The organism is Aggregatibacter sp. oral taxon 513, from assembly GCF_018128305.1.
Taxonomy (GTDB): Bacteria; Pseudomonadota; Gammaproteobacteria; order Enterobacterales; family Pasteurellaceae; genus Aggregatibacter; species Aggregatibacter segnis_A.
The window spans coordinates 182281-207404 of record NZ_CP072381.1; the positions used below are offsets into that span (position 1 = coordinate 182281).

Below are 25124 nucleotides of genomic sequence, written 5' to 3' on the forward strand. Positions count from 1 at the left end.
ACTTTCGCAGTGAGCCGTGTGCTGATGCTGGAAATTGTTCATAGGAATTAATATATAACTGTGATTTTTATTTAGATCGTTTTTAATGTTGAAGTTGATACGCCAAATGCTTCTGCATATTTAGCCAATACATTATCCGACAGTTTCTCAAAGACACTTGGTTTAAAATGTCGTTTGATTTGCCATTGCCAGAAGCCTGTGGCTTGAGCGAGGCTGGGGAGGTCAAAACGATAACGGTACATATAATAAAAGAGCGGTGACTTTTCGCCGCGTTTTACGGCGTCTAACGCTTCGTTAGTAAGTTGATTGAGTTCTTCCACCGCTTGTTCTGTCGCGAATTCTTCCGTTTCCCAGCCGTTCGACGTGGCGGTTTGGTAGTTGCCATCTTGGGTGGCATAGACTACTTTGCGTTGCCCGCGAAAGATTTTGCTGTTGTCTTGCGGGATATCGTTAATTTCCATTGACGACCTCAAGCAACATAAAACAGGATGAAAAACGCCCGCTTTCCGGAATATAACACAACACTTTTTGTCCGTTTTTTAGCGGATATTTCTCTAAAAATTCCTGAAGAATGATGTAGATGGAAGCTGAACCGGTATTCCCTTTGGTTTCCAAATTGGTAAACCACTTCTCTTGTGGAATAACGAAATTGATATTTTTCAGTCCTTCCAGCAATTTGCCACGGAAAAAACCGGAAGAATAATGCGGCAGGAAATAATCAATATCTTCGGCTTTCAAACGATGTTTTTTGATTAAACGCAACAGGGCATTTTCCACCGTGCAACGCACAATATTTTTGTTGAGCAATTTGACATCTTGTTTAACCGACATGAAACTGCGTGCGTCGCGCTCATCCTTAGTGACGTTTTTCCAGCTGATAAATCGCGTGTCTTGAATTTCTGCGCCGGCATACATGCACACCGGCATTTCATTGGCATAGGAAATCAGGTCAATCCAGTGAATTTTCAGGCTAACGCCTTGTGCGTTCGGTTGATGGCTTAATTGCACTGCTCCCGCGCCATCAGACAACATCCAACGTAAGAAATCTTTTTCAAAACCGATTTCGGGTTTGGCGTCTTCCAATTGTTTTTGGTTGATTTCCGCTTGGAAATGTTCACCCCGCATAATGGCGGAAGCCGTTTCAGAGGCCACGGCAATAGCGCCTTGATGCTCGCCTGTGCGAATGGCGTTATACGCATGTTTCATCGCTGCCATGCCCGCCACGCAAACTCCTGCTGTCGTGAGCACTTCATAAGCCGGTGCATTTGGGATTAAACCATGCACCATAACGCCTTGACCGGGCATGACTTGATCAGGATAGGAGGTGCCGCAAGCAAGACAGCTGACGTCATTAACATTCATCCCTTGTGCAATTAACCCGTTGATTGCTTCAACCGCTAATTCCGTGCCGGTGTGTGTGGTTTCTCGTGTCGCTGGATCAATTGCGTAATGACGAGTTTTGATGGCATTGGAACGCAAAATCATTTTGCGTACACGGGACGGCGTATCGCCTACCATGCCCAATACGTGTTCCATGTGATCGTTATCCACAGGCGCATTGGGTAAAAAAGCAGCGACTCGGTTAATGTAAACATCGGCTAATGCAGTCAAGATTTATTCCCCTGAAGGTTCGGCAAAATAGCGTTTCTGACGCGCTAATTTTTCTTTTAATAATGGTTTAAGTAAGCGTTTGATGACCGCAGAGAGCGGCACGACCGTGAGGATCAGTATAATTAAAAAGAGAATATAAAAATAGAGCACAACATGGCGAAAACGCGGTGAAATTTGACCGCACTTTAACAGCAATTTGCCCCACAAATAGAAACTACGATGACCGACTTTCTCACTCATCATCAGTTTTTCGTCAATTTTGACCGCACCCATGTGACGAAAGAGCGCGTTATTGAGCGGTTGGTCTGCATTCAAGGTTTCGGCCAATTTAGTGCCAAAGCGTTGCATATCATGCAGTTCATCATCGCTAATGCCGGCACTAGGGAGCCATGAAAAATAACATTTCTTTCCACTTAACATCCACGCCGGTGTGGTGATAAAACTGGCCCACGAATTGGATTGGTCGGTTTTTACAATGTTTCCGATAAGAGGCGCATCAAGTGCGGTCAGCATTTTCTTTATTTTTTCTTGTGCCATCAGCCACATATTGCGACAGCCGATCAGTGTGATCACCGGTGTATTCTTCAAAATCTTGGCTTGCTCTGATTGCAAAAAGGCGGTGATAGGCTGTGAGGGCGACAAGAACCAAACCGTATAAGCAATGATGACTAAATCATAGTGTTTTTGTTGTAATTCGGGTGTTTCTATTGGTGCCGGCTTTAGGTGTACCGATTCCGGAAATTGATTAAAAAATGGAATAAATTTCCAAGGAAAGGTATAAGGTTGAAGCGGACGAATTTTATATTCTTCGATCACGGTGTTTTCTTGTTGTTTTAATGGATGAAGAAAATGACTGGTCAGCGCATCAAGCTGTCCTGTTTGAGAGTAAGAAACCACTAAAATATGTTTTTGAGCGTCTGACATAGGTTAGAAATATTAGGCTAAATATAAAGCCTAGATTTTATCCTACTTTTGATGAATTTTTAATTGCTATTACAAAGAGACGTTATAAGAAAATCCTCAATAAAAAAAGACCGCACTTGATGATTTAAGAGCAAAGTGCGGTCTTTTTTTAAAGGATTTTAACGCAAGAAATAACGATACGATTTGCTGTCTGTGACATCTTGATAGACGTAGTCCAGTTTTTCTAATGCGCTTTCAAGCTCGGCGACATCGCTTTGTTCCAACTGAAATCCTGCGAGGATATTGCCATAGTCGGCACCGTGAGCGCGATAGTGGAAGAGTGAGATATTCCAACGATTTTGTAGCGTTTCAAGGAATTTCAACAAGGCGCCTTTTTGTTCCGGAAACTCAAAGGTATAAAGGCGTTCGCCGTGATTCGCGACCCGCCCGCCCATTAAATAACGCACGTGGGTTTTGGCGATGTCGTCATCAGACATGTCTTCTACATCAAAACCGTTTTGCGTGAGATCAGCGATAATATCCGCTTTTTCTTGTTCATCTGCGGTGCGAACCCCTACAAAGATGCAGGCGCGTTTATCATCGGCATAACGGTAACTGAATTCCGTCACAGCGCGACTGCCTAGTACGTGGACGAATTTTAAGAAGCTACCCGGCTGTTCCGGCATCGTCACGGCAAGTAAGGCCTCACGATTTTCACCGATTTCGCAACGTTCGGACACATAGCGAAGGGTATGGAAATTCAAGTTGGCGCCGGACAAAATCGCTGCCATGTTTTTGCCTTGAATGTTGTGCTGTTTGACGTATTTTTTCAGACCGGCTAAGCCTAATGCGCCGGAGGGTTCGGATACGGCGCGGACGTTTTCAAACAGATCTTTCATCGCGGCACAGACTTCATCGCTGTCCACCAGTACCATGTCGTCGAGGTATTGTTGGCATAGGCGGAAGGTTTCATCACCGATACGTTTTACCGCTACACCGTCGGCGAATAAGCCAACGTGTGCTAAATCCGTTGGTTCACCTTTTTCTAATGCGGCAGTTAGGCAGGCAGAATCTTTAGATTCTACGCCGATGACTTTAATTTCCGGCATAAATTGTTTGAGTAAAATTGCCACACCGGCGGCCAAACCGCCACCGCCGACTTGCACGAAGACATAATCCAAATCCGCCACTTGTTGCAACATTTCCATCGCTAATGTGCCTTGGCCGGCAATGACTAACGGATGGTCGAAAGGCGGAATAAACGTCATGTTTTTTTCTTTTGAAAGCGCAATGGCTTTGGCCTTGGCTTCATCGAAATTGGCGCCGTGCAATAACACTTCGCCACCGAAACCACGCACCGCATCCACTTTAATGCTTGGAGTGTTTTGTGGCATCACGATAAGAGCTTTTAAGCCAAGTTGTTTTGCCGATAATGCCACGCCTTGTGCATGGTTGCCTGCCGAAGCGGCAATCACACCGGCCTGTTTTTGTTCATCAGACAGGGTGGAAATCATGGCATAGGCGCCACGTAGCTTGAAGCTGTTAACCGGTTGGCGGTCTTCACGTTTGATCCAAATATTGTTATGCAGACGGTCGGATAATTTGCCCATTTTTTGTAACGGTGTGACCGTCGCCGCTTCATAAACACGGGAGCCAAGTTTGACGATAGCTTTAATATAATCACTTTGGCTCGGTTGTGGGTTGGTGAGTAGGGTTTTCATAGTATTTCTTTTATTCGTTTATCTTCGATATGAATGACATTGAGCTCTTCGGCGTCATAATTTCGGTTAGAGCGACCTTCAAGACCTATTTTGAAATCTTCATCTAATTCATCTTGTTTTAAAACTAGCGTAAAAATTTCGGGATGATGAGATGAAACAGCATATCCTTCGCCATTATCCAAATGGATAACACCAAAATCTGCTGACGGTGTAGCTATTTGAACCTTTCCCCATTCACTTAATAATTCTTTAGCTTGTTTTGCTAAATCTTCTTCGGGCTCAAGTAAAATAACGCAAGTTCCATTTTCAAACAGCACCCAAGACTTCTCATCTCCATTAATGCTATCCTTCCAAATATCAATTAACTTTTTCTTATAAGATGATGTACCAATCCTAACTATTTCTTTTTTCTTAAACAAATCGAGAAATGCCATTAGAGTCTTCCTATATTTTTTCAAAACACGTAGAAAAATGACCGCACTTTATTGAATTTTGTTGTAGGGACAGGTTTTATACCTGTCCCTGTTCGATATTGATAAGGACAGGCATAACGCCTGTCCCGACAATTTTTTATTTTAATAGACTTTTATCACGCACTGCGCCTTTATCTGCGGATGTCGCGAAATGCCCGAACACTTTTAAGGCGAAAGACACTTCACGTTCACGGTGAGCCGGTTGCCAGCCTTTGGCATCTTGTTCGGCGCGGCGTTTGGCTAATTCTTCATCGCTGATGTTGAGGTTAATCGTGCGATTTGGAATGTCGATTTCGATAATGTCGTTATCCTGTACTAAACCAATCGCACCACCGGAAGCCGCTTCAGGTGAGGCATGACCAATCGATAAGCCGGATGTGCCACCGGAGAAACGTCCGTCTGTTAACAAGGCACATTTTTTGCCTAAGCCCATGGATTTTAAGTAGCTCGTTGGATAAAGCATTTCTTGCATGCCCGGGCCGCCTTTCGGGCCTTCATAACGAATTACGACGACATGGCCTTCTTTGACTTTGCCACCTAAAATCCCGGCAACGGCATCTTCTTGGCTTTCAAACACGATGGCTCGACCAGTGAATTTCCAGATAGATTCATCCACGCCCGCGGTTTTGACGATACAACCGTCTTCGGCAATGTTCCCGAACAAGACGGCTAAGCCACCCTCTTGAGAAATCGCATTTTCTTTGTTGCGGATACAGCCGCTTACACGGTCATCGTCCACGCTGTCCCAACGACAATCTTGTGAGAAGGCTTGGGTGGTGCGAATGCCTGCCGGGCCTGCGCGGAAGAATTTGTGTAATACTTCGTCTTGGTTACGGATGATATCGTATTGATTTAATTGTTCTTCCAACGTCATGCCCAACACGGTTTTAGTGTGGCGGTGAATTAAACCGGCGCGATCCAATTCGCCCAATAAGCCCATAATCCCGCCTGCGCGGTGTACGTCTTCCATGTGGTATTTGTTGGTGTTCGGCGCAATTTTACTTAAGCAAGGCACGACACGAGATAAACGGTCGATATCGGCCATTTTAAAATCTACGCTGGCTTCTTGCGCTGCGGCAAGTAAGTGTAAAACGGTGTTACTGGAACCGCCCATGGCGATATCTAAACTCATGGCGTTTTCAAAGGCGTCAAAGGTGCCGATGGAACGAGGTAATACGCTTTCGTCGTCTTGTTCGTAATAACGTTTGCACAGTTCGACAATTTGGCGACCGGCTTTTAAGAACAAGTCTTTGCGGTCAGCGTGGGTGGCAAGCATGGAACCGTTGCCCGGTAAGCTTAAACCGAGCGCTTCTGTTAAACAGTTCATGGAGTTGGCAGTAAACATACCGGAGCAGGAACCGCAAGTCGGGCAGGCGCTACGTTCAATGGCATCAATACGCTCATTACTGACATTAGGATCCGCCGCTTCAATCATTGCATCAACTAAGTCTAAACGAATCAGTTGATCCGATAACTTGGTTTTGCCGGCTTCCATTGGACCGCCTGATACGAAGATAGTCGGGATGTTCAAGCGCATTGCCGCCATTAACATTCCCGGGGTGATTTTGTCACAGTTGGAAATACATACCATGGCATCGGCGCAGTGGGCGTTCACCATATATTCCACGCTGTCTGCGATTAAGTCACGGCTTGGTAGGGAATACAGCATCCCGCCGTGTCCCATGGCAATGCCATCGTCCACCGCAATGGTGTTGAATTCTTTCGCTACGCCACCGGCTTTTTCAATTTCCGCTGCGACCAGTTGTCCCATGTCTTTTAAATGCACATGCCCCGGGACGAATTGGGTGAAAGAGTTCACTACCGCAATAATCGGTTTGCCGAAATCATTTTCTTTCATTCCTGTGGCACGCCATAAGGCACGTGCGCCTGCCATATTACGACCTTGTGTGCTGGTCGCTGAACGTAGTTTTGGCATAAATAAGTTCTCCGAGTAAGTTTTTAATATCTAAATATTATGTTCTGGGTAAAATTCTTTTACTTTGTCTATAAATAACTTGTAGCATATTTGAATATCTTTATATTCAATATTATCTTCAAAAGCTCTATTAAAATTTGCCAATAAATGTAAGAATATAAATTGTAAAAAATAGCTATTGGAGGTTGTTGATATTAGATTATCATCATTAATCTCTTTACCGGAGATTCTATTATCAATAATATTCATTAATCTATCTTTTAAAGATCCTGTATACTCTAAGTGAAATTTAACTTCTTCTGTCATGCTTAAAGGGTGAGTTTTATTTTTAATCATATAAGAATAGATACAATAAAGCCTTTCACCACTTTCATCATTAAGATAATCCTTTAGTCTGTATAAATATTTCCTCCAAAACTCCATTTCTAATATAGATAATCCTATATGCTCAAAGAAGTTATATTTCTCTATAAAGCGTATAAAATCGAGATATTGAGGGTTGTCTTTCCTATAACATAAGTGAAAACCTAATATGACTAGCAGTTTTCTTGATAAATAACTTCTAAGTAAACTGGAATAAACTCTTTTATCTTCAGTGGTTAACCACTTAAAATTATCAATAAATTTTAATATTCTATATAAATTTATAAATAACTGATTTATGTTAGAGTAATTATTTCGATCCTTGCCGTACTCTAGGCAAGCTCTTGTTTCTATAAAATTCTTACTTTCTAAAATCATGGAATATACAGGATCTATATATTTATTTTCTTCTAAAGAATTTAATTTTCTATTAAATTGCTCTAGCATCATAAAAAAGGTTCTTTCAAAATCCTCTTTTTTCCATCGTTTATCTTGCTCTTGTTTTTCCTTCTCTAATTCTTCTATCTGAGTTTGATAACGTGTTTCTTGAAGTTTTTTATCCTTTTTATTCGCTCTCATTTCTGCAATAAGCGCTAAAAAAGCCATTCCAGAAAAAATACCACCGATGTAACTCCCAAAATGATCCCATTCATCACTTTTATTTGCTAGTCCACCATGAAATTGCCAAAAGTAAATACCTAGAGATGTAAGACCAATAATAAGAAGTAACCACCAAAGATTCTTTTCAATAAAAGATTCTTTACTTTCCTTATCCATTATTAATCTCCACCACATCCGGCAACTTCTCCAACTGACTGACCAACAAATCCAAAGTGCGGTCGGATTTTACGGTGAATTTTAACCGCACTTTGTCGTCAATCAGCTGCATATCCATTTGGGTCACGGTGAAACCGCGGTGGCGGACAACACGGAGAATGCGTTCCAATACTTCTGGGCGGTGTTGGGCGGTGAGTTCGATTTGGTGTTCCATGTGATTACTCCATACTTTCCAACATATCTGCGTTGCACGCGCCCGGCGGCACTAACGGCCACACGTTTTCATCGGAATGGATGCAAATATGCAATAAATAAGCTTCTTGGCTGTTGAATAAGCGCTCTAGCGCGGCATCCACTTGGTGGGCGGAATCAATGCGTTCCCCTTTAATGCCGAAAGCCGAGGCAAGTACCACGAAATCCGGGTTGTCGTCTAGAATCGTGCTGCTGTGACGGGCATTGAAAAAGAGGGATTGCCATTGGCGCACCATGCCGAGGCGTTGGTTATCCAATAACACAATTTTAATTGGGGCTTTGCCACGACCAATGGAGCCGAGCTCTTGAATGTTCATCATGATGGAGCCATCACCGCTGACTAAAATCACTTCATCTTCCGGGCGGGCTTTTTTCGCACCGATGGCGGCAGGCAAGCCGAAACCCATGGTGCCGAAACCGGCGGAGGTAATGAAGTTTTCCGGGGCGTGATGTTGCACGTGTAGTGCCGACCACATTTGATGTTGTCCCACGTCGGTGACAATGATAGTTTCCGGTGTTTTTTTGCGTGAAATGCTGTTGAGCAACCATAACGGGTTGATGAGTTGTTCGCCGCTATGTTCGCCATAGCTGAACGCAAATTGTTGTTTATATTGTGCAACGGTTTGTTGCCAAGGGGCGATATCAAGCGGCACGCTGAGACTTTCCAGCGTGGCGATTAGATGGCCACGTAACGCCACATCTGGGCGGCGTAATTTTCCTAATTCGGCACCGTCGATGTCCACATGAATCACTTTGGCGTGTGGCGCGAAGGTGTCGAGTTTGCCCGTCACGCGGTCATCAAAACGCGCACCGAACACGAGCAATAAATCAGCTTCCTGGGTGGCGTAGTTAGCGGCTTTGGTGCCGTGCATACCGATCATGCCGAGATAATAAGGATCGTCAGGCGATACTGAGCCAAGCCCTTTTAAGGTTACGATACTTGGCATTTGGGTGGTGTGTAAGAAATAGCGCAATGCCGGCACGGCGCCTGCCATACCCACACCACCACCGATATACGCCATCGGGCGTTTAGCGTGTTTTAATAACTCAAGTGCCTGGGTTAGTTGTTTGTCGCAAAGTGCGGTCGTTTTTGGCGGCGAATTCACGATAGGTTTTGCCGTGGTTGGCGCAATTTGAACGTCTTTCGGTACATCGATCAAGACTGGGCCCGGTCTGCCACTTTTGGCGATTTCAAAGGCTTTGGCGATAATTTCCGGTAATTCGTCGATATTTTGTACGATAAAGCTGTGTTTGGTGCAGGCGAGGGATAAGCCTAGCACATCTGCTTCCTGAAAGGCGTCAGTACCGATAAGTGGAGAGGCAACTTGGCCTGTAATGGCAACGATAGGAATGGAATCCATTAAGGCATCGCCTAAACCGGTGACCAAATTAGTTGCGCCGGGGCCTGAAGTGGCAATACATACGCCAACTTTGCCGGAAGCACGCGCATAACCAATAGCTGCCATGGCAGCACCTTGTTCGTTACGGCAAAGTAAATGGTCTAAGCCGGAATCATAAATTGCATCATAGGTCGGCATGATGGCACCGCCGGGATAGCCAAAAATGGTATCCACGTGATGTGCTTTTAAGCACTCGATGATTAAATTTGCACCGTTCATATTCTTCGCCGTTTTCAATTGTTAGGGAGTGATTTTTTTCGTGTGAAAGGTTTAATCTTTTATTACATTTCCTAAAAAAATTCAAGAAAACCTCAAATATTTTTATGCAAAATTTGCTACCATTAGTCATTATGTCATTTGAGGTGAAAAATTATGCAAAAACTTCCTTATCGCGCCATCGTTTCGGATATGGACGGGACGTTACTTAACGGACATCATGTGGTCGGCGATTTTACCGCGAACACCTTGGAACGTTTGTATGACAGCAAGGTTGATATTGTGCTGGCAACAGGGCGTAATTATTTCGATGTGTCCAGTATTTTGAAGAAAACCAAAGTGAAGGATGCGGTGCTAATTACTTCAAATGGTGCACAAGCGCATAACTTACAAGGGGAGTTGTTGCTCAATAATTCCTTGCCGGAAGAGATTGCGTATCAAGTCATGAATTTGCCCTTTGACGATAAACGAGTCTGTGTGAACAGTTATCAGGCTGATGGCTGGTTTATCAACAAAGACATTCCCGAACTTTACAAGTATCACAAAGATTCCGGTTTTGTGTACGATGTGGTGGATTTTAAGCAACATCACGGCAGAGATACCGAGAAAGTATTTTTTATTGGAAAAGCGCCGGCAGATTTAGTGGAATTGGAACAGCGTATTCGTCAGAACTTCGGCGAGAAAATCAGCATGACTTATTCCACGCCGATTTGCTTGGAAGTGATGAATAAAAATGTGTCAAAAGCCACCGCACTTGCACAGGTAATTGAGCAACGGGAATACGGTTTGCAAGATTGTATTGCCTTTGGTGATGGCATGAATGACGTCGAAATGCTGGCAGAAGTGGGCAAGGGATGCATTATGGGAAATGCCGATCCGCGCTTAGTGCAGGCGTGTCCACAGCTAGAAGTGATCGGTCGCCATGGACATGAAGCTGTCGCGTCTTACCTTCGTGCGATTTTCGGGATTTATTAATGCCGCTATTATCTTCTTTACTCTGGATTAGTGGCGGTGCCGTGCTGGGTGCTTGCTTGCGCTGGGGCTTGGGCTTGTTGCTCAATCCATGGTTTAGCGCTTTTTCTTTTGGCACCTTGATCGCCAATTATTTAGGCAGTTTGATTATTGGCGTGTTGTTTGCCGTTTTTTGGTATTTCCCATCACTTTCTTCGGAATGGAAACTCTTTTTAGTCACCGGATTTCTAGGCAGTTTGACCACCTTTTCCGCCTTTTCGATGGAGGTGGTGGAAAACATCTTGAATGACAAATTCGCTGTTGGCATCGGATTAATTGCTGCCCACGTCTTTGGCAGTTTGCTTTTCACCCTCTTCGGCGTGTGGGTTATGCGTTGTGTGTTGAAGTAAAAAATGCCTGAATTTGCTGTAACACCAGTGAGCGAATATTGTCGGTTTCAAACAGAATTTCATGTTTTGCCCCGGCGATTTTTTTCAGACTGCTGTGCATGAAAAGTGCGGTGAGTTTTTCCAACGTTTTATTATTGACGATTTGTTCTTGTTCCGCCTCTAACACCAACACCGGCGTTTCGATGCGTGGCAGAATTTTTGGCAAATGCTTAATGGCGATCAGACATAAATAGGCCCAACGGAAAGTCGGACCGCCCAAACGAATAGAAGGATTAGCCAAATTAATTTCATTCATTCTTTGCATTCGCTTACTATCATGGCTTAACAAATTTTCCTGCACATCCACCGGTTTATAAGGCCCTTTACCAAACACATAACGCTTTCCTTGCCCAAATAACATCATGAAATTCAGCGCGATCTCATCTCGTATAGGGTGACTTAACGGCATGCCAAAAAACGGCGCGGAAAAAACCGCACGTCTAATTTGGTGATCAAAATTCGCTAAATAGTAGGTTGAAATCAACGCCCCTAAAGAATGGGCGAGCAAATATTGTTGCTCGTAGGGGTAAAGTGCGGTCAGATTTTCGATGATTTTTGCCATGTCTTGCGCATAAAACCGAAATTCGTCCAAATGTCCTTTTTCGCTGTCCGACAATAATCGTTGTGAATAGCCTTGACCGCGATGATCGAACAGCAACACATCATATCCCTGCCCATAGAAATCTTGTGCAATTTCTGTCCATTTCAGGATATTTTCCACCCGCCCATTGACCAAAATGACCAACTTATCGGCAACCGGCTGGTGAACACAATGTCGATAAGCCAATCGGCAGCCGCGTTGTCCCTCAATGTATTGCAAGGGAAATTGTTCGGCGAAGAGGTGTAATGGGGCGTTCTCTATGTTGTGCATGGTAAATGAGTTGTTGAGGCAAAAGGGGTCAAAATAAAAAGAGGAAAAAATAACCGCACTTTAAAGTACATCTCAAAAAGTGCGGTCGGTTTTCAGCGTGTTTTTAAATTATAAAACGTCAACGCAGTTTAAGTCTTCGAAAGATTGTTCTAAGCGTTTAGACATAGATTCTTCCATTTTGCGTAACCAAACGCGCGGATCGTAGTATTTTTTGTTTGGTGCATCAGGGCCTTCCGGGTTGCCTAATTGACCTTGCAAATACGCTTCGTTCGCTTTGTAGAAGTTGAGAATACCGTTCCAAGACGCCCATTGGGTATCGGTGTCAATATTCATTTTAATTGCGCCGTAGCTAATCGCTTCACGAATTTCTTCACGGGAAGAACCGGAACCACCGTGGAACACGAAATTGATTGGTTTTGCCGGAAGGTTACGTTCTTTGGCAACGAATTCTTGGCTTGCACCTAAGATAGATGGTTTTAATTTTACGTTACCCGGTTTGTACACACCGTGTACGTTACCGAATGCGGCTGCAACGGTAAAGTTCGGGCTGACCGGATTTAATTGGTCGTAAACATAAAGCACATCAGACGGTTGGGTGTAAAGACGAGATTCATCTACGCCGGAGTTGTCCACGCCATCTTCTTCACCACCGGTGATACCGATTTCGATTTCAAGGGTCATCCCCATTTTATCCATACGGGCAAGGTATTCACGGCAGATTGCCATATTTTCTTCCATTGGCTCTTCGGAAAGGTCAAGCATGTGGGAAGAGAATAATGGACGACCGGTTTCAGCGAAGTGTTTTTCACCGGCTTCAAGTAAGCCGTCGATCCATGGCAGTAATTTTTTCGCTGCGTGGTCGGTGTGTAAAATCACCGGTACGCCATATTCCTTGGCTAAAGTATGAACGTGTTTTGCACCTGCAATCGCACCTAAAACGTCAGGACGTGCACCGCTGGTCGGTTTGATGCCTTTGCCGGCGTAGAAGGCCGCACCACCGTTAGAGAATTGAATAATGACCGGCGCTTTCACGCGGGCAGCCGTTTCTAATACGGCATTAACGGAGTCGGAGCCGACGCAGTTGACGGCAGGCAGTGCGAAGCCGTGTTCTTTTGCGTATGCAAATACTTTTTGAACATCTTCACCGGTAAGCACGCCCGGTTTGACGATATCTAATAATTTAGCCATTTTCGTTTTTCCTTTTGTGTTGGGTGGGTTGCTCCCACCATTTGAAGAATTTGTTTTACGTTTTTGATTGATAGCACGCATCAGCAGACACGTGCTATGACGATCTTATGCAGAAAAAGTGCGGTTAGTTTTTCGCACGTTTTTCGAGGATTTCTACTGCCGGTAACACTTTACCTTCAACGAATTCTAAGAAAGCCCCGCCGCCGGTTGAGATATAGGAAATTTTATCTGCGATACCGAATAGGTCGATAGCAGCAAGCGTATCACCACCACCCGCAATGGAGAACGCATCGCTGTTGGCAATGGCGTGAGAAATAATTTCCGTTCCTTTGCGGAAGTTCGGGAATTCAAATACGCCCACCGGGCCGTTCCATAATACGGTTTTCGCATTTTTGATGATTTCGGCAAGTTGTTCCGCAGATTTATCACCGATGTCGAAAATAGATTCGTCATCTTTCACTTCGGTCACAGATTTTTCTGTCGCAGGTGCGGTTTCAGAGAATTCGGTACCCACGCGAACATCAACTGGTACAGGAATGTCTGTGCTTGCCGCTAATTCTTTAGCAACCGGGATTAAATCGGCTTCGTATAAGGATTTACCCACGTTATGACCGGCTGCGGCAATGAAGGTGTTGGCGATACCGCCACCTACAATAATTTGGTCGGCAATTTGGGAAAGTGAGTTTAACACTTCTAATTTGGTTGATACTTTAGAACCACCCACGATAGCCACCATTGGACGTGCTGGTTCTTTTAATGCTTTACCAAGCGCATCAAGTTCTGCGGCAAGCAATGGACCTGCGCAGGCAACCGGTGCAAATTCTGCAACGCCGTAAGTTGAGGCTTGCGCACGGTGAGCTGTACCAAAGGCATCCATAATGAACACATCACAAAGTGCGGCGTATTTTTTACCTAATTCCGGATCGTTTTTCTTTTCGCCTTTGTTGACGCGCACGTTTTCTAATACCACGATTTCACCGGCGTTCACTTCAACACCGTCAAGGTAATCGCGTACTAAGCGTACCGGGACATCAAGATGTTCGTTTAAATAATCAACAACAGGTTGGAGGGAATCTTCAGGTTTGAATTCACCTTCGGTCGGACGACCTAAGTGAGAGGTGACCATCACTTTTGCGCCTTTTTCTAAGGCTAATTTTAAGGTTGGGATGGTGGCACGGATACGCGCATCAGATGTAACTTTACCGTCTTTTACCGGTACGTTTAGGTCGGCACGGATAAATACGCGTTTACCATTCAAATCTAAATCGGTCATTTTAATTACTGACATAATTTACCTCTTTTTACTGGTTAAAATTAAAAATAAAAACTGTTGGCATTATACCCGTAACTGAGTAGCTTGTAACCTGAATTCAAGGGCTCAAATTCAGGATTACACATTTCATTGATCCATGTCGGATTATTGGATTAATAACCGGTTCGGCTGCTTGGACAATCCATAATTTGCCAGTTTAAATCGTAACAAATAAAGAGCTCATTACGTGCGGCGCCCAGGTAAACATCCTTTAATTGCGGGTTGTTTTTTCGCATCCATTTAAACAGTTCGGTACGGCTTAATTCATAGTTCGGTAGCTTCAAAGTGCGGTATAAATTTTTGATCTTTTCAAAATAATCTTGCGCATTGTTAAACATGCACGCGCCGTGTTTTTCCCACTCGCCTTGTAATAAGCCTGCGCTCGGTACTTCAGGCAAATAGCGTTCTATAAGATCTTGCGGTAATTGCGGTAAATCGCCCTGACAAAAACGCGGGTGATCGGAGACTCTTCTGGCTTGTTTGTTTTGTGACCACAACCCATGCACAATCCAACCGAATTGTTGGGTTAAGCCGCATTGATATTGCAAAGAGGTCGGCAAATTATCGCCGTATTGTTGACGTTGTCGTTCACAAAATGCCGGCGACCAAGATAACACGAGGGTGTAATAATCGGTTTGGGCATGTTTATTTTGCCCGATAGGATCGTTTTTCATGATGTAATCGTAATTACGATCAACAACCACCTCCGCCGCTTGTTTCTGTTGCGAAAAATAATACCAACCGGCAAGTAAAAACATTAAAAATGCCACCACAAAAAAAGACAGTAGCAACATACGTTTTTCGTTCATAAAATTCCTTTCACTTTGTTAACGTATTGATTATAATCCGACCCTTTCATTTTCCCCGAGGATGTTATGGCGCTACTCATCACTGACAAATGCACGAATTGCGATATGTGCTTGCCGGAATGCCCGAATGAAGCAATTTCAATCGGCGATGAGATCTATGTCATTGATCCCGAACTGTGCACCGAATGTGTCGGTCACTACGACACGCCCACCTGCCAGAAAGTTTGCCCTATCAGCAAATGTATTATCACCGACCCGGATAACGTGGAAAGCGAAGAACAGCTATGGGAGCGCTTTGTGTTAATTCACCACGGAGACAAACTGTAACGCGTTTGAAAGTGCGGTGAAAAAAGAGGGCGTTTTTACCCGCCCTAACTTTTCTCGTTTTATCTAAAATACCATTTCGCCAGTAAAATGCCGGCATTGACCGATACGTTTAACCCATTTTTCACTGGGCTGGCAAACGCCAAACGAACCTGCTCATCGTTTTTCTCTGATAAAGCCTCTGTCGAACCTTCGCTCAGCACAAAAACCGTTTTATTTTTTAACCGCACTTTATCCAATGCTGTCGCATTTTCGTCGCTGCTCACGTGAAGGATTTGATAGCCGGCTTGGCGTAATTGGGCAAGTGCATTGCGCGTGTCATTGGTTTCCAATACTCGCACGTATTCCGCGCCGCCTTCTGCAACGCGTAAGGTCACGGCAGAATTAAGGCTTTCAGCGTTTTCCACCACAATATTTTTCACCCCGAAAAAGGCGCAAGTACGTAAAATACCGCCAATGTTTTGTGCGTTGTTCACATTATCTAACAACACCAAGCAATCTTCTTGATGCGGCACATCGAGATAACCTTGCAACGTAAACGGATGCGCTTTTTTCACCAACATACAAATGCCACCGTGGTGTTCTGTGCCGCTGACTTTGATCATCTCGTCGTTGTCCACAATGTGATACACCTTTTTATTAGTGGCTAAATAGCTGCAAATATCCCCAATTTTATGCGCCATTTGTACGGTTGCCCACAAGCGCACAATGCTTCCCGGGCTTTGTTGGAATAAGGCTAAACACGCATTTTCACCATACACTTTCATTTCTTCTGCGCGATTCTTTTTGATTTTTTCCGGTGCGCGTGGTGACAATGGGCCGGTCTTTTTCTCTCTTGGTTTATCATCGAAACGACTGCTTTTGACGGTCACTTTCACGTTGCCTTCCGCACCACCGGCTTTTTTCATCGTGCTTTCGGCAATGTGTAAGGTTTTTTCTTGGCTTTCAGCGCGTTTAAATTTCGGCTTAGTATTTCTGTCGTTATCTCTCTCTCTGCGAAATTCTTGGCGAGAATCGCTTTTTGCGGAGGCAAAGTGCGGTCGATTTTTATCGCGTTTTTGACGGTCGTCACCGACACTGCGTTCAGAAAAAGTACGGTTGTTTGATTTGAAAGTCGGTTTGTTTGAATTTTGGTTCATAGTTGTGTTGCCGATAGGGTGGATGAATGGAATAAATTTGCGCTGTTGGCAATAAATTTGTGAGCATTATAACGAAAACCAGCCTTTTTTCTACCAAGGGGGGCGATAAATATTGTAAACTATCGCCCCAATTAGGTTCCGACTCATTGAGTACAACAGAGAACAAATTTTATGTTTAGAGATAAGACAAAACGGGCCCAGAAGCGTCTTGAAAGCCTGCCATGTTTAGCTTTACAGGCGGAACAAGTTGAATTTATTTACAGCCCAATGGCATTCAAAAATGAAATTATTCAACTGATCAGACAGGCGAAAACGCGTATTTTTGTGACCGCACTTTACTGGCAAAATGATGAAGCCGGACAAGAAATTCTCGATGAAATTTACCGTGCGAAACAAGATAAGCCTGAACTGGAAGTGAAAATTTTAATTGACTGGCATCGTGCACAGCGCAATTTATTAGGCGCGGAAAAGAGTGCAACGAATGCCGATTGGTATTGTGAACAACGCCAAAAATATCAACTTGCCGATGACCCGAATCTATTTTTCGGTGTACCGATCAATACGCGTGAAGTATTCGGCGTGTTGCATATTAAAGGCTTTGTTTTTGATGATACCGTGCTTTATAGTGGCGCCAGTATCAATAACGTGTATTTACAACAAAATGAAAAATACCGTTACGACCGTTATCAAAAAATCACCCATCCGCAATTAGCCGACAGCATGGTGGCTTTTATTCGTGACTTTTTGTTGAATAGCGATGTGGTGTTGCCGTTGGATAGCGTTAATCGCCCGAAAACCAAAGAAATTCGACAAAATATCCGCCATTTTAGAAAAAATCTTGCACTTAATGGGCAATATAAGCTGTCAAGTGCGGTTGATTTTGGCAATGAATTGACGGTAACGCCGTTGTTTGGTTTAGGCGGCGCGGGCAATGTATTGAATTGCACGATCGAAGATTTATTCCAGCTGGTCGATGAAAAGCTCACTATTTGTACGCCGTATTTTAATTTCCCGCGGACATTGCAACAAAAAATCCGCCATTTGCTACGTAAAGGCAAAAAAATTGAAATTATCGTGGGCGATAAAGTGGCGAATGATTTCTACATTCCACCGGAACAGCCCTTCAAAATGGTGGGGGCATTGCCTTATTTGTATGAAAACAATTTACGCCGCTTCAGCAAAAAGTTTGAACATGAAATGGCACAAGGTCAGCTGATCATTCGGACCTGGAAAGACGGTGCGAATACCTATCATCTAAAAGGCGTTTGGATTGACGATAATTATATTTTGTTGACCGGTAATAATCTGAATCCGCGCGCGTGGCGATTGGATGCGGAAAATGGCTTGTTTATCCATGACCCGAAACAACAACTTTTGCCTCAAGTGGTTCAGGAATTAGATTGTATTCGCCAACATACCACGGTGCTTCAACATTACACCGAGTTGGAAGAAATGAAGCAATACCCGACACCGGTGCAAAAATTATTGAAAAAATTTGCCCGTATTAAAGCGGACAAATTAGTGAAGATGATTTTGTAATCACATTGTAAGTGCATTTACACTCAATATAAAAAAGGATTGTCAGTGAATGACAATCCTTTTTTCGTGATAAACGTCGTGAAAAGAGACCTCACTTTGAGTTGTTTAAGTGCGGTGGAAAAATAAAACGTTTTTAACCTTTCGCCAAAATCCCTTTCAGGAAGCGCGCGGTATGCGAACCTTCTACGTTAGCGACCTGCTCCGGCGTACCGGTGGCGATAATTTGTCCGCCGCCGCTACCGCCTTCCGGGCCGAGATCCACAATCCAGTCAGCGGTTTTAATCACGTCTAAATTGTGCTCAATGACCACGATGGTATTGCCTTGATCGCGCAAGCGGTGCAACACGGAAAGCAGCTGTTTGATGTCGGCAAAATGTAGCCCGGTAGTAGGTTCGTCCAAAATATACAGCGTTTTGCCCGTATCCCGTTTAGAGAGTTCCGTTGCCAATTTTACCCGTTGCGCTTCACCACCGGAGAGGGTAGTGGAAGATTGGCCCAAGCGAATGTAAGACAATCCCACGTCTATGAGGGTCTGTAGTTTGCGCGCAATCATCGGAACAGCATCGAAAAATTCGCGCGCTTCTTCCACGGTCATATCCAACACTTGATGAATGGTTTTGCCTTTGTAGCGAATTTCTAAGGTTTCGCGGTTGTAGCGTTTGCCCTTACATTGGTCGCAAGGCACGTACACATCCGGCAGGAAGTGCATTTCCACTTTGATCACGCCGTCCCCCTGACAGGCTTCGCAACGTCCGCCGCGTACGTTAAAACTGAAACGTCCCGGGTTGTAGCCGCGTGCACGGGCTTCCGGTACGCCGGCGAACAGCTCACGAATCGGGGTAAATACGCCCGTGTAGGTTGCTGGGTTAGAGCGCGGAGTACGACCAATTGGGCTTTGGTCAATATCGATGACTTTGTCGAAAAATTCCAAACCATCTATAGATTTATACGGCGCTGCTTCGGCATTTTCCGCTCGGTTTAATGCGTTTTGAGCAATCGGGAATAAGGTATCGTTAATCAACGTGGATTTGCCTGAGCCGGACACGCCGGTGATACAGGTAAATAAGCCGACCGGAATTTCTAAGTTGACGTTTTTCAGGTTATTACCTGATGCGCCAAACAACTTGAGTGTTTTTTTCTTATCAAGTGCGGTACGTTTTTTCGGTATTTCGATTTTTTCCGCACCGGATAAGAATTTACCTGTCAATGAATTTGGATTTTGCATGATTTGTTGCGCCGTACCTTCCGCAATAACATTGCCACCATGCACACCTGCGCCTGGGCCGATGTCGATAATGTGGTCGGCGCTTAAAATCGCATCTTCATCGTGTTCCACCACAATCACAGTGTTGCCGAGATTTCGTAAGTGAATCAAGGTATTGAGCAAGCGTTCGTTATCCCGTTGATGTAACCCGATAGACGGCTCATCCAACACATACATCACCCCGACCAAGCCTGCACCGATTTGGCTGGCAAGACGAATGCGTTGCGCTTCACCGCCTGAAAGGGTTTCGGCGGAGCGGGAAAGGGAAAGATAATTCAAGCCGACATTCACCAAAAATTGTAACCGCTCTTTGATTTCTTTCAGAATCTTCTCGGCGATTTGCGCTTTTTGTCCGCTCAGCTGTAGCTCTCCAAAAAAGCTCAAGGCTTCCCCGATGCTTTTCTCCGAGACATCAGGCAGATTGGTTTGCTCAATATAAACGTTACGCGCCTCGGGACGCAGACGCGAACCGCTACAATCGGCACAAGGGCGATTGCTGATGTGTTTTGCCAGTTCTTCGCGCACTGACATGGATTCCGTTTCTTTATAACGGCGCGCCATGTTGTTCAGAATGCCTTCGAATACATGGTGGCGCAACACCACATCGCCGCGATCGTTCATGTATTGGAATTCGATTTCTTCCTTGCCGGAACCGTGCAAAATAATCTGTTGGATTTTTTTTGGCAGTTCTTCAAAAGGCGTTTCAATATCGAAATGGTAGTGTTTCGCCAAGGACGTGAGCATTTGGTAATAATAGAAATTGCGACGATCCCAACCTTTAATAGCGCCATTGGCAAGGGAAATACTCGGATTTTGCACCACGCGTTTTTCATCGAAATATTGTTGTACGCCCAAACCGTCACAAGTCGGGCACGCACCGGCGGGGTTATTAAAGGAGAAGAGACGAGGTTCCAGTTCCGGTACGGAATAGCCGCAGTGCGGACAGGCAAAGTTGGCAGAGAACACCAGTTCTTCCGCTTTCGGATCGTCCATATAAGCGACGACCGCCGTGCCGCCGGAAAGCTCGAGCGTGGTTTCAAAGGATTCCGCCAATCTTGTGGCTAAATCCGACCGCACTTTAAAGCGATCCACCACCACTTCAATGGTATGTTTTTTCTGTAATTCCAGTTTTGGCGGATCGGATAAATCGCAAATCTCACCATCAATACGGGCGCGAATGTAACCTTGCGCGGCAATTTGTTGCAATAATTTAACGTGTTCACCTTTGCGCTCTTTTACCACCGGTGCCAACAACATCATTTTGCTTTCTTCAGGCAGGGAAAGCACTTTATCCACCATTTGGCTGATGGTTTGCGCCGTGAGTGGGACATTGTGATGAGGACAGCGCGGCTCGCCCACGCGGGCAAACAACAAACGCAGGTAATCGTGAATTTCGGTAATGGTACCCACTGTTGAACGTGGGTTGTGTGAGGTAGATTTTTGCTCAATAGAAATGGCCGGTGAAAGCCCTTCAATATGGTCCACATCGGGTTTTTCCATTAATGACAAAAATTGACGCGCATAGGCGGACAAGGATTCCACATAACGGCGTTGCCCTTCAGCATACAGCGTGTCAAAAGCCAAAGAAGATTTGCCTGAGCCGGATAAGCCGGTAATGACGATTAATTTATCACGGGGAATAGTTAAGTTAATATTTTTCAGATTGTGGGTTCTTGCACCACGAATATCGATGGTATCCATAATAGATTTTATAAATGAAAGAAGTGTAAATTTGCGACAATTATCGCATATTCCCAAATAACTGTGCAAATATCCAGTTAATTTTGTTGAAGGCGTGGATTTATTCCAAATTTTCAGGCAGAATAGAGCAAATTTTTTTACAGCAAAATTGAATAAAGAAGAGGATATTATGGCTGGAGTAAATAAAGTCATTATTGTTGGTAACTTAGGTAACGATCCTGAAATTCGCACCATGCCGAACGGTGAAGCGGTTGCCAACATTACCGTTGCCACCAGTGAAAGCTGGAATGATAAAAACACCGGCGAACGTCGTGAAGTGACCGAATGGCACCGCATTGTGTTCTATCGTCGTCAGGCTGAAGTGGCGGGCGAATACTTACGCAAAGGTTCTAAGGTTTATGTTGAAGGGCGTTTAAAAACCCGTAAATGGCAAGACCAAAACGGCCAAGATCGCTACACCACAGAAATTCAAGGCGATGTTTTACAGATGTTAGACAGCCGCTCTGATCGTCAATCCGGCGGCTATGCCCCAGCTGCTCAACCGACTTATCCAAGCCAAGCTCAGAGTGCCCCACGTGCAACCCCGGCAAGCAAACCGGCAGCCGAAGCACCGATGGATAACTTTGATGATGATATTCCGTTCTAAGGAATAAAGCACAAAACAAAGGGTCTGATGTGTGTCAGACCCTTTGTTTTTTGTCGTAGAGAATGAGGGTATCTTCTTGCGCAAAAGTGCGGTCATTTTTCAGCGTGTTTTTTCAACTTAAATATCGCAAGTTTTGACCGCACTTTTTATCGTAATAAGAAAATAGCGCATTTTAGGACGCAATTACGCAATCACCGGATACTGCGACATTTCCAACATAAGAGGGTTTTGTAAGGTGTTTGCTCATTGATTAATCCTTAGAAAAATTGGCACAAGCGTGGACGCTTGCGCCATCGGTGGCAAAGAATAGTAGTACACAGTCTGTAGGATTTGACTTAAAAGATTGAGAAAAATTATTCTGCCATTTGGAAAAACTAAAGAATAGTATCCCAAGTAGAAATTTCGTTGACAATATTATAAGTTAACTTATAATAAGTGAACATATAATCAAAGGAGAAATTACAATGGAATTTAGTTTTAGTTTGAAAATCAAAGCTGCAAAAGAAGATGCATGGGAGTACTATGCAAATATTGAAAAATGGTATGATTGGGAAGAAGATTTAAAAAACATTACATTGAACGGTAAATTTGAGACTGGCTCATACGGAACTATGGAGCTTGAAGGAATGCCTCCTATGGAATATCAGCTTACTCTTGTAAAACCTTTTGAGGAATTTTGGGATAAAACAGAAACTCCGTTCGGAGATATTCTTTTCGGGCATCAAATAATTGATAATAATGACGGAAGTGTGAATATAAAACACACTGTGATTTTAGATAGTGAGGATGAGCAACATTTGGAATTTTTAAAACAAGTTTTTTCAGATGTTCCTCAGTCTATATTTATTCTAAAAAATCGTTTGGAAAAATAAGGTGATTGCTGTTTGTTTACATCAAAATATAAAGACAATTCAGAAAAATCAACAGGATTGTTGTTCATGAGGGTGTACAATAAATGGCATCTTATGATAAAAAAAGAGTTAAAGAAAATAAATTTGACACACCCTCAATTTGTTGTTTTAGCTTCTCTTGCGTATCTATCGCAAAATGACAATGAAGTTACACAAGTTATGATTTCAAAACTCTCAGAGATAGATGTCATGACGGTATCTCAAATATTGAGTTTATTGGAAAAACATGATTTTGTGAAAAGAAAAGAACATTCAAGAGATACAAGAGCAAAAGTTGTTATTTTAAACAAAAAAGGAGAAGAAATATTACAAACAGCTGTTCCGTTAATTGAGCAAATTGATGAGTTTTTTTTCGGAAAGTTGGATAACGATGAAGAACTATTTAAACACTTTCTTGTTAGGTTAAACAAAGAATAATATTATCCATATTACATGTAAAACTCAAAAAATAGAACATAGATATAAAACAGAAATTTACTCAAGAGGACTATTTACGCAAAAGTATAGAAGTCCTCTTTTTTATTCTCAAAAAGCAAAACAGAGAACATAAATGGTTGACTCTTGAACGCAATGTGTAAAAATTTTACGTTTATATTGTAAAATATAATGACATAATTACCGTGTGATCGGGGTTATTTTTACGTATTTTTAAGGCAAGTATCAATATTTGATTGCAACAAGTTGAAATAATTAGAGTTTTATTTTTGCATTCTTTCGTTATATAGAAACAACCGTTCTAACGAATAAAGCACAAAAATGATAAAGGGTCTGATGTTATGTCAGACCCTTTGTTTTTTGTGGCATAAAGTCGGTGTATTTTTAGCGCAAAAGTGCGGTCATTTTTCTGTGCGTTTTTCCAACTTAAATATCGAAAATTTTGACCGCAGTTTTTTATCGTAATAAGAAAATAGCGCATTTTAGGACGCAATTACGCAATCACCGGATACTACGACATTTCCAACGTAAGAGGGTTTTGTAAGGCGTTTGCTCATTGATTAATCCTTAGGAAAATTGGCACAAGCGTGGACGCTTGCCCCATTGGGGGATGTAAAGTACTTAATGCTTATTTATATTATTTAATAAACTCCACCACTTGCTCAAAACCTTGACGCGTTTTGGGGCGAGGTTCTTAATTCTTTGGTATTAAATAAACCTTTTTCCGCCAATAACGCTTCTATTTTGGCATAAGGGAAACCTTCAATCGGGGTTCTTTTAATGCCGATCATTGCTGACGAGGTCAGCATATTCCCCAGCGCAATATAACTTTGCTTACATACCCAATCGTAAAAAGAGCTCGGATTATCTGCAAATGCGCCTTCAAATTGACTGTATTGGTGGAAGAATTTCAAGCGCATGATAACGGCATCTTCAGGTAGCTGCTGAACGGTGCGCATAAAATGCGGCAAATAATCGTCGTTCAGGTCAAGGATGGTTGCTGGCGCAAAGCGATTGAGCGTTTGATTACTCACTTAGATAACCTCAAGCGCTTTGAACCGCCCCTTAAAATTCAAGGCTTTACCAAAACACTGATTTGGCACGAACGGACTCATAAAGATTCTGCGTATCGCTGGGTAAGGGAGTTGATTGAAAAGGCTTGTTTAGTTGATGGGAAATAGTGAATGTTGATGTTACCGATTAGCCGTAATTGATGGCGTATGAGAAATTTCCCTTATGGTCTGGAAATAGCGTGGCAAGTAACTGCACTTTTAAAATATAGAGTAAGAAGGCATAATTGCGGCTCTAGTTTTTCGAATTATTTATTTTAGGAGCAAAGAGATGAATATTTTATTATTGGATGGTGGCAAAGATTTCGGACATTCACATGGCGAGTTGAACCATACACTTCATAAAAAAGCAAAAGAAATTTTGACCGCACTTGGACACAATGTAAAAGAAACCGTGATTGATGCCGGCTATGACGTTGAAGCAGAAATCGAGAAATTTGTTTGGATGGATGCCGTGATTTGGCAGATGCCGGGTTGGTGGATGCACGAGCCTTGGACAGTGAAAAAATACATAGACGAAGTATTAACCAGTGGACACGGCAAGCTTTATCACAGTGACGGCCGTCATCGCGTCAATCCGACAGAAGGCTACGGCACAGGTGGCTTGTTGCAAGGCAAAAAGCACATGCTTTCACTTACTTGGAATGCCCCGATTGAGGCGTTCACCCGCGAAGGCGACTTCTTCGAAGGCAAAGGCGTGGATGCTTTATACATGCATTTTCACAAACTCAACGAGTTCATCGGTTTGACCCGTCTGCCGACATTCTTATGTAACGATGTGATTAAAAATCCACAAGTCGAACAATACTTAGCCGATTACCAAACACACTTGGAAAAAGTGTTTGGTTAATTGAGAAATGCTA

The 25124-nt window shown here is 43.5% G+C and carries 24 protein-coding genes; 8 read left to right on the top strand and 16 right to left on the bottom strand.

Features of this window, described 5'->3' with window-relative positions; translation table 11 throughout:
• Window positions 1–71: 71 nt before the first annotated feature.
• The 9 genes from J5A60_RS01020 to ilvG all read right to left on the bottom strand — a co-directional run bounded on the left by J5A60_RS01020 (window position 72) and on the right by ilvG (window position 9655).
• Window positions 72–461: a hypothetical protein gene (locus J5A60_RS01020; RefSeq protein ID WP_212510275.1), complete on the bottom strand. Its 390-nt coding sequence runs from the start codon at window positions 459–461 to the stop codon at window positions 72–74.
• A complete protein-coding gene (locus J5A60_RS01025; RefSeq protein WP_212510276.1) occupies window positions 451–1611 on the bottom strand; it encodes a beta-ketoacyl-ACP synthase III in 1161 nt (386 codons plus the stop codon). Before J5A60_RS01025 ends, J5A60_RS01020 begins: the two co-directional genes overlap by 11 nt.
• Before the next feature lie 3 nt (window positions 1612–1614).
• Window positions 1615–2535 (bottom strand): dialkylrecorsinol condensing enzyme, encoded by a 921-nt coding sequence (locus tag J5A60_RS01030; protein ID WP_212510277.1) that lies wholly within the window; start codon window positions 2533–2535, stop codon window positions 1615–1617.
• Between the two features lie 158 nt (window positions 2536–2693).
• A complete protein-coding gene (ilvA, locus tag J5A60_RS01035; protein ID WP_212510278.1) occupies window positions 2694–4235 on the bottom strand; it encodes a threonine ammonia-lyase, biosynthetic in 1542 nt (513 codons plus the stop codon).
• The gene (locus tag J5A60_RS01040) at window positions 4232–4669 is read right to left on the bottom strand and encodes a hypothetical protein (protein ID WP_212510279.1); all 438 of its coding nucleotides are present in this window, start codon (window positions 4667–4669) and stop codon (window positions 4232–4234) included. The genes ilvA and J5A60_RS01040 overlap by 4 nt, the downstream gene beginning before the upstream one ends.
• Before the next feature lie 136 nt (window positions 4670–4805).
• Complete coding sequence (gene ilvD / locus J5A60_RS01045; RefSeq protein ID WP_212510280.1) at window positions 4806–6644, bottom strand: dihydroxy-acid dehydratase; 1839 nt, start codon at window positions 6642–6644, stop codon at window positions 4806–4808.
• Between the two features lie 30 nt (window positions 6645–6674).
• Window positions 6675–7784 (bottom strand): putative phage abortive infection protein, encoded by a 1110-nt coding sequence (locus J5A60_RS01050; RefSeq protein ID WP_212510281.1) that lies wholly within the window; start codon window positions 7782–7784, stop codon window positions 6675–6677.
• Window positions 7777–7998 carry an acetolactate synthase 2 small subunit gene (gene ilvM / locus J5A60_RS01055; protein WP_212510282.1) on the bottom strand — a complete coding sequence of 74 codons (222 nt, stop codon included), beginning with the start codon at window positions 7996–7998 and terminating at the stop codon, window positions 7777–7779. The genes J5A60_RS01050 and ilvM overlap by 8 nt, the downstream gene beginning before the upstream one ends.
• 4 nt (window positions 7999–8002) lie before the next feature.
• A complete protein-coding gene (gene ilvG, locus J5A60_RS01060; RefSeq protein WP_212510283.1) occupies window positions 8003–9655 on the bottom strand; it encodes an acetolactate synthase 2 catalytic subunit in 1653 nt (550 codons plus the stop codon).
• Window positions 9656–9808: 153 nt separating this feature from the next.
• Between ilvG and J5A60_RS01065 the strand changes: the two genes are divergently transcribed.
• Entirely contained in the window at window positions 9809–10627 is an 819-nt protein-coding gene (locus J5A60_RS01065; protein WP_212510284.1) for a Cof-type HAD-IIB family hydrolase, read from the top strand.
• A complete protein-coding gene (gene crcB, locus J5A60_RS01070; protein WP_212510285.1) occupies window positions 10627–11013 on the top strand; it encodes a fluoride efflux transporter CrcB in 387 nt (128 codons plus the stop codon). The genes J5A60_RS01065 and crcB overlap by 1 nt, the downstream gene beginning before the upstream one ends.
• On the opposite strand, the gene J5A60_RS01075 is transcribed toward crcB, so the two are convergent.
• From J5A60_RS01075 to J5A60_RS01090, 4 genes are all read right to left on the bottom strand, one after another.
• Window positions 10991–11923, bottom strand: a complete 933-nt coding sequence (locus J5A60_RS01075; protein ID WP_212510286.1) for an alpha/beta fold hydrolase — start codon at window positions 11921–11923, stop codon at window positions 10991–10993. The two genes, crcB and J5A60_RS01075, sit on opposite strands and share 23 nt — an antisense overlap.
• A gap of 108 nt (window positions 11924–12031) precedes the next feature.
• On the bottom strand, window positions 12032–13111 hold the full coding sequence (gene fbaA, locus J5A60_RS01080; RefSeq protein WP_111306354.1) for a class II fructose-bisphosphate aldolase: 1080 nt from the start codon (window positions 13109–13111) through the stop codon (window positions 12032–12034).
• Window positions 13112–13235: 124 nt separating this feature from the next.
• Window positions 13236–14399: a phosphoglycerate kinase gene (pgk, locus tag J5A60_RS01085; protein WP_212510287.1), complete on the bottom strand. Its 1164-nt coding sequence runs from the start codon at window positions 14397–14399 to the stop codon at window positions 13236–13238.
• Between the two features lie 137 nt (window positions 14400–14536).
• Window positions 14537–15232, bottom strand: coding sequence for a ribonuclease T (locus J5A60_RS01090; protein WP_212510288.1), 696 nt, complete (start codon window positions 15230–15232; stop codon window positions 14537–14539).
• Window positions 15233–15298: 66 nt separating this feature from the next.
• Between J5A60_RS01090 and J5A60_RS01095 the strand changes: the two genes are divergently transcribed.
• Window positions 15299–15559 carry a YfhL family 4Fe-4S dicluster ferredoxin gene (locus tag J5A60_RS01095; protein WP_212510289.1) on the top strand — a complete coding sequence of 87 codons (261 nt, stop codon included), beginning with the start codon at window positions 15299–15301 and terminating at the stop codon, window positions 15557–15559.
• Window positions 15560–15618: 59 nt separating this feature from the next.
• Here J5A60_RS01095 and J5A60_RS01100 read toward each other — a convergent pair whose 3' ends face one another.
• Complete coding sequence (locus tag J5A60_RS01100) at window positions 15619–16695, bottom strand: tRNA/rRNA methyltransferase (RefSeq protein ID WP_212510290.1); 1077 nt, start codon at window positions 16693–16695, stop codon at window positions 15619–15621.
• A gap of 171 nt (window positions 16696–16866) precedes the next feature.
• Here J5A60_RS01100 and pssA point away from each other — a divergent pair, with 171 nt between their 5' ends.
• Window positions 16867–18234, top strand: coding sequence for a CDP-diacylglycerol--serine O-phosphatidyltransferase (gene pssA / locus J5A60_RS01105; protein WP_212510291.1), 1368 nt, complete (start codon window positions 16867–16869; stop codon window positions 18232–18234).
• A 133-nt stretch (window positions 18235–18367) separates the two neighbouring features.
• Here the strand turns inward: pssA and uvrA are convergent, their stop codons facing one another.
• Window positions 18368–21199, bottom strand: a complete 2832-nt coding sequence (uvrA, locus tag J5A60_RS01110) for an excinuclease ABC subunit UvrA (protein ID WP_212510292.1) — start codon at window positions 21197–21199, stop codon at window positions 18368–18370.
• 169 nt (window positions 21200–21368) lie between these two features.
• On the opposite strand from uvrA, the gene J5A60_RS01115 reads away from it, so the two are divergent.
• From J5A60_RS01115 to J5A60_RS01125, 3 genes are all read left to right on the top strand, one after another.
• Window positions 21369–21845, top strand: a complete 477-nt coding sequence (locus J5A60_RS01115; protein ID WP_048750111.1) for a single-stranded DNA-binding protein — start codon at window positions 21369–21371, stop codon at window positions 21843–21845.
• Window positions 21846–22309: 464 nt separating this feature from the next.
• Window positions 22310–22717 (top strand): hypothetical protein, encoded by a 408-nt coding sequence (locus J5A60_RS01120; protein ID WP_005715880.1) that lies wholly within the window; start codon window positions 22310–22312, stop codon window positions 22715–22717.
• Window positions 22718–22729: 12 nt separating this feature from the next.
• Window positions 22730–23173: a MarR family winged helix-turn-helix transcriptional regulator gene (locus tag J5A60_RS01125; protein ID WP_032997747.1), complete on the top strand. Its 444-nt coding sequence runs from the start codon at window positions 22730–22732 to the stop codon at window positions 23171–23173.
• Window positions 23174–23853: 680 nt separating this feature from the next.
• On the opposite strand, the gene J5A60_RS01130 is transcribed toward J5A60_RS01125, so the two are convergent.
• Window positions 23854–24225 (bottom strand): hypothetical protein, encoded by a 372-nt coding sequence (locus J5A60_RS01130; protein ID WP_212510293.1) that lies wholly within the window; start codon window positions 24223–24225, stop codon window positions 23854–23856.
• A 307-nt stretch (window positions 24226–24532) separates the two neighbouring features.
• On the opposite strand from J5A60_RS01130, the gene J5A60_RS01135 reads away from it, so the two are divergent.
• The gene (locus J5A60_RS01135) at window positions 24533–25111 is read left to right on the top strand and encodes an NAD(P)H-dependent oxidoreductase (RefSeq protein ID WP_212510294.1); all 579 of its coding nucleotides are present in this window, start codon (window positions 24533–24535) and stop codon (window positions 25109–25111) included.
• Window positions 25112–25124 lie beyond the last annotated feature (13 nt).